Here is a 10,852-nt window from a genome sequence, read left to right on the forward strand (position 1 = left end):
GTGCAGCCATTGCCAGCGTTTGGCGCCCATGGCCTTGATGGCGGCATTGAAGGACGTTGCCGCCAGGGGCGTCAGCAACACAAAGGCCGAAAACCCCACCAGGATGAACGGCCGCTTGGCAATGTCTTTGGCAATATCGGCAAAATCAAAACCCATGTCGAACCAGCTGTAGCTCAGCAGGTGAATGGCGACGTAAAAGTACGCGAACAACCCCAGCATGCGCCGAAAGCGCGCCAGCGCAGGCGTGCTGGTGATGACCCGCAGCGGCGTGACCGCAAGGACAATACAGATGAAACGCAGTGTCCAGTCGCCCGTGGCGCGAATCAGCGCCTCAGCCGGGTTGGCCCCAAGCTGGTTGGTGAAAGCGCCGTAGAACAGCCATGCGAAAGGCAACAGGCAGACACCGAAGAGGATGGGTTTAGCCGCCGGATGCAGCAACCATTTTTGCTGCGCCATCAAAGCCATACGCCACCGGGCCGACGCTCGTGGAGATGCAACGCAGCATGGACCTTACGCCAGCAGGGGCCGCGGAACCGGCTTTGCCGGGCAGCAGGCGCAGCGGCCCCCTCGGGGGGCAGCGCAGTACGCGAAGCGGCAAGCGTGGGGGTCATATCTTTAGAAATTCTTCTTGAGGTCCATGCCCGCATAGAGCTGGCCCACTTGCGCCTCGTAACCATTGAACATCAGCGTCTTGCGCTTCTTGGCAAAGAGGCCGTCTTCACCAATGCGGCGTTCGGTGGCCTGGCTCCAGCGCGGATGGTCCACGTCAGGATTCACGTTGGAATAGAAGCCGTATTCCTGTGCAGCAGCCTTGTTCCAGGCGGTGCGCGGCTCCTTGTCGGTAAAGCGGATCTTGACGATGCTCTTGCCGCTCTTGAAGCCGTACTTCCAGGGTAGCACCATGCGCACCGGTGCGCCGTTCTGGTTGGGCAGCACTTCGCCATACATGCCGAAAGCCAGCATCGCCAGCGGGTGCATGGCCTCGTCCATGCGCAAGGCTTCCACATAAGGCCAGTCGAGTACCCGGGAACCTACAAACGGCATGGTCTTGGGGTCGGCCAGGGTGATGAATTCAACGTATTTGGCGTTGCCCAGCGGCTCTACCTTTTTGATGAGCTCGGACATCGAATACCCCACCCACGGGATCACCATGGACCAGCCCTCGACGCAACGCAGGCGGTAAATACGCTCTTCCTGCGGCGCCAGCTTGATCAGGTCTTCGAGCGTAAAAGTCTTGGGCTGCTTGACGAGGCCTTCGACCGCCACCGACCAGGGCTTGGTTACGAGCGTGTGGGCGTTCTTTGCCGGGTCGGCCTTGTCGGTGCCGAACTCGTAGTAATTGTTGTAGGTGGAGGCGTCTTTGTAATCGGTGACCTTTTCCATGGTCACCGCACCGGCCACCGCCGATTTACCGCCGGCAAGAGCTGCCAGCTTCCCGGGTTTCTGCACCGTCTGCGCCATCGCCTCGCGCCCCGCCCAGCTGGCCATGGCAGCGCCCGCAGCGCCTGTGGCCATCAGCTTGATGAGGTCGCGCCGGCCGTGATAAATACCTTGCGGCGTGATCTCGCTGGGAACGGGATGGTCGAAGCCGCTGGCGTGAGTCTTGATGAGCATGTGAGTCCTTGAAATCCGTTTAAGGGTTAGTCTGAATACGCAGCAACTTCTTACAGGGATTCAGCCAGGCTTTTAAAAGACTCGCCGACAGCTACAAGGTTCCGTAACTGTGCAGCCCCGAGAGGAACATGTTGACGCCCAGGAAGGCGAATGAGGTGACTGCCAGCCCAACCAGTGCCCACCAGGCAGCGACGGTGCCGCGCAGGCCTTTCATGAGCCGCATATGCAGCCAGGCCGCATAGTTGAGCCAGACGATCAGCGCCCAGGTTTCCTTGGGGTCCCAGCTCCAGTAGCCGCCCCAGGCTTCGGCAGCCCACAAGGCGCCGAGTACGGTGGCAATGGTGAAAAAGGCAAAGCCGACGGCAATCGCCTTGTACATCACATCATCCAGCACCTCAAAACTGGGCAGGCGTGCGGCGATGCGCTTGCGGCCCAGAAGGATGCCGGCAGCGATCAGCCCCGACACGGCCAGGTACCCGACCCAGTAGTAGCTGCCGCCCACTTCGGCCGGCGACTTGCTGCGAAAAACGATGGGCACAAAACACAGCACCACACCCAGCAGCCACAGCGGCGTGAGCCGGTACCACTGCTTTTCATCGGCCTGCTGCTTGATCAGGTAAGACAGCGACACCATGGCAGCCAGYGAGAACATGCCGTAGCCGATGAAGTTGGCGGGCACATGCAGCTTCATCCACCAGCTTTTGAGCGCGGGCACCAGCGGCTGGATTTCATGGGCTTCGCGCACCACCGTATACCAGAGCAGAAAGCCGACCGCGGCGCTGACCACCAGCATCACGAAAGCGCCGAGCGCGCGGGTGTTGTACTGCGATTCAAAATAGAGGTAGAACGCCGCCGTCATCCAGCAGAACAGCACAAACACCTCGTAGAGGTTGCTGACAGGGATGTGCCCGACGTCGGCGCCGATCAGGTAGCTTTCGTACCAGCGCACCAGYGTGCCGATCAGCGCCATGCCGATCGCCACCCACGCAATTTTGGAGCCCAGCGATTCCAGCGTGCTGCTCTGGCCTTTGGCAAACATGCCCAGCCAGTAAAAAATGGTGCTCATGAAGAACAGCACGCTCATCCACAAAATGGCCGACTGGCTGGAGAGGAAGTACTTGAGCCAGAACACCTGTTCGGCGCGCGCCAGGTCGCCCTGGTAGGAAGCGATGCCCAGCAACGCGAAGGCGCTGACCACCATCATCAGCACCCGCAATGGCCGCCAGAACCAGCCCATGGCGATGGCTGCCGGAATGGCCGCGAACAAAATGCCTTTTTCATAGACATCCATGAAATCGCTGTAGCGGGCGAAGGCATACAGAAAGCCGCCGGCGACCAGCGCGGCAAACACCCAGTCCAGCACATTGCGGCGGGCGAAATAGCCTTCGTTCAGGCTCAGCGTGGTGTCGCCGCCGGCCTTCAGCGTGGTGGTGTTCACCGCGGTGTTGTTGATCGTGGRGGTATTCATAAAGGCGCCTGCAACAGTTTCGTTTTCAACATCTCAAACTCCTTGTCGCCGTCCATGGTCTTGCGGTTGGTCGACAGGGCCATGGTGGCGTGGCTGTGGCCTTCGGCAGATTCTGGCATTGAACCCGCAACATTGCCATCTTCTGCCTGGCCGTCCCCGGTGCCGCGCGGCGCCAGCCAGACCCAGACTCGGCGTTCGCGCACGTACAGCATGGCGAACACGCCCAGGATCAGGAAGGCACAGCCCAGATACACAATGGTCTTGCCAGGGGCGCGTGCCACCTGGAACACGCTGGCCTGGACCTGGGTGAAATCCTTCAGCTCAAACGCCATGGGTGCGGGATAAAAATTGGCGTCCGACAGGCTGAGCACCATCTGCGACATAAAGGCCCGTGTCTTTTCGTCCTGGCCCAGCGGCTTGAGCCCGGCCTGCTCACGCGTCATCTGCGTCAGTTCAAACAAGGCGCCGTTGAGGATGCGGATCAGCACCTCGCCCGCGCGGTTGCGCTCGGCTTCGGGCACATTGGCTTCCATAAAATCAGAAATGGCCTGCAGGCCTGCAGCGGTTTTGGGCTTGCCTGTCGAGCCTTGCGCGGTGCCCGCTGCGTCTGCAACGTCACCGGCAAAAAGAGCCAGCGCCCGCGACGTCGATGCGGCGAGCTGCTGCATCAGTTCTGGCCGCTCGCGACCAATGGCCTGGCTCGCGTAGCGCCTGACCGCCAGCTCACGCTGCGCCGGATTGGCGAGCGCCGCGCGCAGCCGCAAAAAGGTCTCCATGCCGCCTTCCGCGTCTACTGGAATGCGAAGGTACTGGAAGGGCGCCGATGGTGTCTCGCGCACACCCATCAGGTAGACCGCCGGGCTGTCTTCCGCCGGATCCGTCTTGACCGGCAGCATGTAGTTGTGAAATTCACGGGCCTGCCCGGATGCATCGCGCAGCTTGTAGCTCACGCTGGGACCCACGTTGCGCAGTTCCTTTTGTGTCACGGTCTTGTTCGCCGCGCCAAGCCGCGTATCAATCGCCTGGTGCAGGTCGACCTTGCGCACGTCGGCACCGGAACCCATGGAGCCGCCCGACGCGAAGTTCTCTACATTGATGACCCGCAGCGCGGTGTATTCCAGCGTCAGCTTTTCGGCGCCTTCACCCTGCCCATTGGTCAGGCCGCTGGAGCCGCCAATCGTGCCCTGAATTTCAAATGGCTTGCTGGCCGCAGCCATGGGAATGGCCTTGAGCGTCACGCTGGAGCCGCCGTCGTCAAAGCTCGACTGGTAAATCTCGATGCCGCGGTGGTTGGCCGGATGGTTGACCTCTACGCGCGCCGGAATCTTCTCGCCGGTTTCCTTGTCGTGGATGATGATGTCGCTGGCAAAAAGCTTGGGCATGCCGGTCGAGTAGTACTCAACGATGAACTTCTTGAGCTCGATGGAAAACGGCAGCTCCTGCAGCAACACGCCGCCCGGCTGGTTCAGGATGGCGGTGCTGGACTGTGTGCCTTCAGCCACCAGGAGGTTGGCGCGAAACGTCGGGTTTGTGTCGCTGAGCCTGTGCTGGGCCGGCACGTCGGCAATCAGGCCGCCACCGGCATAAATCGATTTGCCGTTCAGCCACATCTGCGCGCGCACGATCATGTCGCCGTCGAGCAGGCCGCCCACGCAGACCAGCACGATCGCGCTGTGCGCCGCGATGTAGCCCAGCTTGTTGGCCGCACCTTTTTTGGCAGCCACCATCCAGCCGTTGCCGGCGCGTTGCTGCAGCTTCACCTTCCAGCCGCTTTGCACCAGCGTCTGGCCAATGCGGCGCGCAGCCGTTTCGGGTGACTCGGCCAATGCAGCCTCGGCACGGTGGCCAAAGGCCTTGAGGCTTTGCTCCCGGACGTTTTCCTTGAGCTGGTTCAGGTCCGCGAAGATCTTGGGGGCATTGCGCGCAATGCACAAAGAAGTAGAGACCACCAGAAAAGCCAGGATCAGCAAAAACCACCAGGCGCTGTACACGGTGTTGAGGCTGAGCAGGCTGAACACCTGCGCCCAGAACGGGCCGAACTGGTTCACGTAGTTGCCCAGCGGCTCCGCCTGCTTGAGCACCGTGCCGATGATCGACGCGATGCAGATCACAGTCAGCAGCGAAATGGAAAACCGCATGGACGACAGCAGTTCCACCGCCGCCCGCCAGCTGCGGGAGCCCCAATTGACTTTCATACCCTCGGTGGAAACTGTCATGCTTGAAATGGAACCTGCGGTTGGCCCAGGAAGGCCTGCGGACTAAAAGAAGGGGAAAAAGCAAAAAGGCGGGCTTTCATCAGAAAGACCCGCCTTGGTGTGATTGGTTTTGGAGGCTTGGGTTCAATACTGCAGGCAACCTGCGGGTACTTTCAGCAAAAAATCACTCGCCTGCCGGGCCTTTGCCGTCCTTTGCTCAGCGCAGGCCGGCTATGTAGTCGGCCAGCGCGCGGATTTCACGGTCGTTCAGCTTGGCGGCCACCTGGCTCATGGGCAGGCTGTTGGTGCGCCCGCCGTCACGGAAAGCCGTCAACTGCGTCACCGTGTATTCGGCGTGCTGGCCGCTCAGGCGGGGATATTGGGAAGGAATGCCGGCGCCGGTCGGGCTGTGGCAGCCTGCGCAGGCTGCGATCTGGCGGTCCTGCACGCCGCCGCGGTAGATCCGCTCGCCGAGCGCGACCAGTTCCTTGTCTTTGGCAAAGCCGGTTTTGGCTTTCTTGGACGTCGCCCAGTAGGCGATGTTTTTCATGTCGTCGTCAGACAGCGCCGCCGCAAAGCCTTGCATGATGGGGTTCTTGCGCTTGCCGGCCTTGAACTCCTGCAGCTGCTTGACCAGGTATTCGGGGTGCTGCTGCGCCAGCTTGGGGTTGGCAGGGGTGCCRGAATTTCCGTCGGCGCCGTGGCAGCTGGCGCACACTGCGGTGAAGCTGGCCTCGCCCTTGACCAGGTCAGRCTTGGCGACCTTGGCCGGGGCTGCTGCTGCGGGGGCCGAAGCGGCGCCATGTGCAGGTGCGGCTTCGCCGGCAGCAAAAGACGACACGGCAGGCACGGCCAGCAAGGCGGCCAGGAGAGAAGTAACGAACAGCTTCATATCGGGGGTTTTAATTGGTTGGCGCACAAAACTTATAACTTTCTGATTTTACAATGGCTTCAGGGCACCCCCGATTATTCGGGTCTTGCCGCGGCAACCGGCCGCTGGCGCCACAAGGGTTCAAGCACCCTCCGAGCCCCATCTGAGGGCATTTGCTCCCTTCCACGCAAGCCCGTGGCGCACAACCGACCTTCAGGGACCGCCCGACCAATGACTTCAGCCTCCACACCCAAGCCCAAACCGCCCGCAGCCGTACCCGGCGCCCCTGATCCCAAGATCGCCATGGGCTGGCTGCACACGGCCAAATTCCTGACCACAGCACCCGAACTCAAGCACCTGCCCCGTGTGGACGTGCCTGAAATCGCCTTTGTCGGCCGCTCCAACGCCGGTAAATCCACCTGCATCAACACCCTGACACAGCAACACCGGCTGGCGTTTGCTTCCAAGACACCGGGCCGTACCCAAAGCATCAACCTTTTCAGCCTGGGCAAACAGGGCGTGACGGACGCGGTATTGGCCGACCTGCCGGGCTACGGCTATGCGGCCGTGCCCAAGGAAGCCAAGTACCGCTGGCAGCAGGTGATGGGCAACTATTTGCAGACGCGCGACAACCTCAAGGCCGTGGTGCTGCTGTGCGACCCGCGCCTGGGCCTGACCGAGCTCGACGAAATCCTGCTGGACGTGATCCGGCCGCGGGTGGAAGACGGCCTCAAGTTCCTGGTGCTGCTGACCAAGTCCGACAAGCTCAACAAGACCGAAGCGGCCAAGGCGCTGTCCATTGTGCGACTGCAGGCCGGCGGCGGAGACGTCAAACTCTTTTCTTCGCTCAAGCGCCGCGGTGTCGAGGAAGTCGCCCAGCATTTGTGGGACTGGGCCCATCCGGCAGAGAAACCGGTAAAACCCGAAAAACCCGCCAAACCAGCGTCTGAAGAACTGCCTGAGATCAACGACGGAGCGGCTTCAGGTGCAAGGGGTGCCAAAGCCTGATTTTCAAAGAAAACGGCTGCAACCCAACAAGGACGGGCGCAAGCAGCTATTAAAAACGTAGCAACATGATCGTTACCAGCCTGCACTCATTGCCCCACGGCATCACATTGTCCTGCCGTACAACCGGTGAAAAAGGCCGCCCTGTCCTGATGTTCCTGCACGGCTTTCCAGAAGCCGCTTTTGTCTGGGACGGCTTGCTGGAGCACTTTGCGCGGCCCGAAAACGGCGGCTTTCGCTGTGTAGCACCCAACCTGCGCGGCTTTGAACATTCGAGCACGCCACTGGATGTGGCCGCCTACCGGCCCAAACACCTGGTGCAGGACATTGCAGCGCTGATTGCGCTGGAGGGGGGTCAACTGGCTTGCCTGGTGGCCCACGACTGGGGCGGCGCGGTGGCCTGGAACCTGGCCGCGGGCCATCCTGCGCTGATGAAAAAGCTGGCCATCATCAACTCGCCGCATCCGGGCACTTTTTTGCGCGAGCTGCAGCATTCACCGGCGCAGCAAGCCGCCAGCGCCTACATGAACTTCCTGATTCGCCCGGATGCCGAAGCCTTGCTGGCCGAAAATGACTTTCGGCGGCTCTGGGATTTTTTTGCCAACATGGGCGCGGTCGATGGGCCGCACGCCTGGCTGACGGATGCTGTGAAGGACCAATACCGCGAAATCTGGCGCCAGGGCCTCACAGGCCCCTGCAATTACTACCGGGCCTCGCCCTTGCGCCCGCCCCGGCACGGTCCGCCCCATAACGACCCGGCCGCTGCCGCAGTGAGCATTCCACGAGAAATGCTGGAAATCCACCTGCCGACGCTGGTGCTCTGGGCCCTGGACGACACGGCCTTGCCGCCCGCGCTGCTGGAAGGCCTGGACGACTATGTGCCGCAAATGGACTTGCGCCGAATCGAAGGCGCAACGCACTGGATCGTGCACGAGCAGCCCGCATTGGTCGCGGCCCACCTGCAGGATTTTCTTCGCTAGATTGCTATTGATTTAATAGCTGCTTGCGCTCGTCCTGTATGGCCTGTAGACCTATTCTCAAAAATCCCAGCCTCAACCAGCGCGCCGTCAATACAGGGATGGCTCGCCTTCGGGCCGCGTTTTAAAGCGCTTGTGCACCCAGTAATACTGGGCTGGCATGGTGTTGATGTAATCCTGCAGTTGCGCATTCATGCGCGCCGTGTCGGCCACCGGGTCATCGCTGGGGAAATCCTCCCAGGCCGGCAGCACCGTCACCTCATAACCCGTTGGGGTGATGCGAGGCAGCAAAGGCAATACCTTGGCGCGGCCCAGGCGGGCGAACCGCGAGAGGGACGGCACCGTTGCCGTCGGTATGCCGTAAAAAGGCACAAACACGGATTCAGCCGGGCCAAAGTCCATATCAGGCAACAGATAAAGCGGCTGGCCCTGCCGCAGCGCCGACACAATGGGCTTGACGCCATCCACCCGGCCGAAAAGCCGCAGGTTGCCAAAACGCCGCCGGCCCCGCAATATCCAGCGGTCCACCAGCTTGTTCGACTGGTCGGTGTAAATAGTGGTCGAGGGCCGCGGCATCTGCAGCGCTACCCCGGCCCAAGCCGCGTCCAGGCCCACAAAATGCGGCAGGAATATCACTGTGGGATCGTTGCCCTCAAGCTCCTGCACAGCGCCTGTCACCTGAACGCGGCGCTGCACCCAGGCCTTGGGGGCATGCCACAGCCAGGCGCGGTCCAGCCAGGCCTGGGCAAAAAACACGAATGTCAGCACCGTAAGGCGGCGCCGTTCGGCGGCCGGATAACCCGGAAAACACAACGCGAAATTGGTGGCCACCACGCGCCGCCGCGAGCCGACCACTGCGTAGAGAATCCAGCCGAGCAGCACGCCCAGGCCGCGCGTCCAGGAAAGCGGCAGCAGCGCCAGCACCCGCATGAAAAAAATGCCGCCGCGGGTCACGATCCGGCTGGCCATCTGGCGGGGAGTCTTCAAAGGGATGTTTCCTTGCGTGGTGTCTTGTAGCGGGCGTAGCCCCACAAATACTGGCCCGGCTGGCTCAGCACGATGGCCTCGATCGCCCGGTTGATCTGCGTCACCCCATGCAGCAGGTCGGCGCGCGCGCCGGCATCAGAGGCGTCCATCTCCTGCACCGGGGCCCATATCTTGAGGAAATAGCCCCTGCCGCGGGACAGGCGTTCACAACTGACCGGCAGCAGCACCGCACCACTTTGCAACGCCAGCCGTGCGGCCAGGGTCATCGTATAGGCCGGCTTGCCGAAAAAGGGCGCCCATACCCCCAGGCCTTCGGGAGGCACCTGGTCCGTCAGCAACGCGACGGCCCGGTTGGCCTTGAGGGTTTTGTGCATGAGGCGAATGCCACTCAAGGACGCAGGCACGACGGTGAGATTGGCCCGGTCACGCGCCAGCCTTTCCAGCCGGGCCAGCCAGGCCTTGCGCGCGGGCCGGTAAATCGCGGTGATCGGCCCATACAGTTCGGCAAGCGCCTGAGGGCCCAGTTCGAAACTGCCGCAATGCGGGCCGAAAAATATCACCCCGCGGCCCTGGGCAAAAGCCTGCTCCGCGTGCGCCTGGCCTTCGACACGGACATTGCCCAGGCAGGATTCAGCGGCGGGCCGCATCCACAATTTCGGCAGTTCGGCAATAAAACGTCCCGCCTCGGCAATCGCCGGCCGGGCCAGCGAAAAAGGGAGGCCAGCCTGGGCCACATGCGCCCTGAACTGCCTGCGGTAGCGCGGACTGAGGCCCCACACCAGCCAGCCCAGGGCACCGCCCAGTGCGTGCAGCGCAGCCAGGGGCCAGAGGGAAAAGAAGCGGAACAACCAGAGCATGAATCAGTTGAAAGGGGGTATCGAAAGGTTACTCCGGCCGGAATCCAGCCGTCATATAATGCGGGCTGTCGCCGAGTTACTGAACAACTTGCAGGGCGACATTAAACCAAACTGCTAAAGCGTTCGCCGAAGCATTCCAGCCGGCAACGCGCCGACAAACTTTTCATGGAGTGTACGCAATGGCGAACGATTTTCTCTTTACATCCGAATCCGTCTCCGAGGGCCATCCCGACAAGGTGGCAGACCAGATTTCCGACGCGATCCTGGATGCGATCTTCAAGCAGGACCCGCGCAGCCGCGTCGCCGCCGAGACCCTGACCAATACCGGCCTCGTCGTGCTGGCCGGTGAAATCACCACCAACGCGCATGTCGACTACATCCAGGTCGCCCGCGACACCATCAAGCGCATCGGCTACGACAACACCGAGTACGGCATCGACTACAAGGGCTGCGCCGTCATGGTCTGCTATGACAAGCAGTCCAACGACATCGCCCAGGGCGTGGACCACGCCTCCGACGACCACCTGAACATCGGCGCCGGCGACCAGGGCCTGATGTTCGGCTACGCCTGCGACGAAACACCCGACCTGATGCCCGCGCCTATTTATTACGCGCACCGCCTCGTGGAACGCCAGGCCCAGCTGCGCAAGGACGGCCGCCTGCCTTTCCTGCGTCCTGACGCCAAGAGCCAGGTGACCATGCGCTACGTGGACGGCAAGCCTCACAGCATCGACACCGTGGTGCTGTCCACCCAGCACAGCCCCGACCAGTCTGAATCTTCCACAAAGATGAAGGCCTCGTTCACCGAAGCCATCATTGAAGAAATCATCAAGCCCGTGCTGCCCAAAGAGTGGCTCAAGGACACCAAATACCTGATC

The 10,852-nt window shown here is 61.8% G+C and carries 10 protein-coding genes; 3 read left to right on the plus strand and 7 right to left on the minus strand.

Features of this window, described 5'->3' with window-relative positions; genetic code table 11:
- From AC1D0Z_RS11670 to AC1D0Z_RS11690, 5 genes are all read right to left on the minus strand, one after another.
- Positions 1-465: protein-methionine-sulfoxide reductase heme-binding subunit MsrQ (locus tag AC1D0Z_RS11670; RefSeq protein WP_477658412.1), on the minus strand; the 465-nt coding region annotated here is incomplete at its 3' end.
- 150 nt (positions 466-615) lie between these two features.
- Positions 616-1,614 carry a protein-methionine-sulfoxide reductase catalytic subunit MsrP gene (gene msrP, locus AC1D0Z_RS11675; protein WP_477658413.1) on the minus strand — a complete coding sequence of 333 codons (999 nt, stop codon included), beginning with the start codon at positions 1,612-1,614 and terminating at the stop codon, positions 616-618.
- A gap of 91 nt (positions 1,615-1,705) precedes the next feature.
- Positions 1,706-3,082 carry a c-type cytochrome biogenesis protein CcsB gene (gene ccsB / locus AC1D0Z_RS11680; protein WP_477658414.1) on the minus strand — a complete coding sequence of 459 codons (1,377 nt, stop codon included), beginning with the start codon at positions 3,080-3,082 and terminating at the stop codon, positions 1,706-1,708.
- Complete coding sequence (locus AC1D0Z_RS11685) at positions 3,079-5,298, minus strand: cytochrome c biogenesis protein ResB (RefSeq protein ID WP_477658415.1); 2,220 nt, start codon at positions 5,296-5,298, stop codon at positions 3,079-3,081. Before AC1D0Z_RS11685 ends, ccsB begins: the two co-directional genes overlap by 4 nt.
- A 196-nt stretch (positions 5,299-5,494) precedes the next feature.
- Positions 5,495-6,169, minus strand: coding sequence for a c-type cytochrome (locus tag AC1D0Z_RS11690; protein ID WP_477658416.1), 675 nt, complete (start codon positions 6,167-6,169; stop codon positions 5,495-5,497).
- A 210-nt stretch (positions 6,170-6,379) separates the two neighbouring features.
- On the opposite strand from AC1D0Z_RS11690, the gene yihA reads away from it, so the two are divergent.
- On the plus strand, positions 6,380-7,156 hold the full coding sequence (yihA, locus tag AC1D0Z_RS11695; RefSeq protein ID WP_477658417.1) for a ribosome biogenesis GTP-binding protein YihA/YsxC: 777 nt from the start codon (positions 6,380-6,382) through the stop codon (positions 7,154-7,156).
- A 65-nt stretch (positions 7,157-7,221) separates the two neighbouring features.
- Positions 7,222-8,133 carry an alpha/beta fold hydrolase gene (locus tag AC1D0Z_RS11700; RefSeq protein ID WP_477658418.1) on the plus strand — a complete coding sequence of 304 codons (912 nt, stop codon included), beginning with the start codon at positions 7,222-7,224 and terminating at the stop codon, positions 8,131-8,133.
- 87 nt (positions 8,134-8,220) lie between these two features.
- On the opposite strand, the gene AC1D0Z_RS11705 is transcribed toward AC1D0Z_RS11700, so the two are convergent.
- Together AC1D0Z_RS11705 and AC1D0Z_RS11710 are read right to left on the minus strand one after the other, a co-directional pair.
- Complete coding sequence (locus AC1D0Z_RS11705) at positions 8,221-9,117, minus strand: lysophospholipid acyltransferase family protein (RefSeq protein WP_477658419.1); 897 nt, start codon at positions 9,115-9,117, stop codon at positions 8,221-8,223.
- The gene (locus tag AC1D0Z_RS11710; RefSeq protein WP_477658420.1) at positions 9,114-9,974 is read right to left on the minus strand and encodes a lysophospholipid acyltransferase family protein; all 861 of its coding nucleotides are present in this window, start codon (positions 9,972-9,974) and stop codon (positions 9,114-9,116) included. The genes AC1D0Z_RS11705 and AC1D0Z_RS11710 overlap by 4 nt, the downstream gene beginning before the upstream one ends.
- A 179-nt stretch (positions 9,975-10,153) precedes the next feature.
- Between AC1D0Z_RS11710 and metK the strand changes: the two genes are divergently transcribed.
- A partial coding sequence (gene metK / locus AC1D0Z_RS11715; RefSeq protein WP_477658421.1) for a methionine adenosyltransferase occupies positions 10,154-10,852 on the plus strand: 699 nt, incomplete at its 3' end.

Source organism: Polaromonas sp. P1_E3 (genome assembly GCF_056405935.1).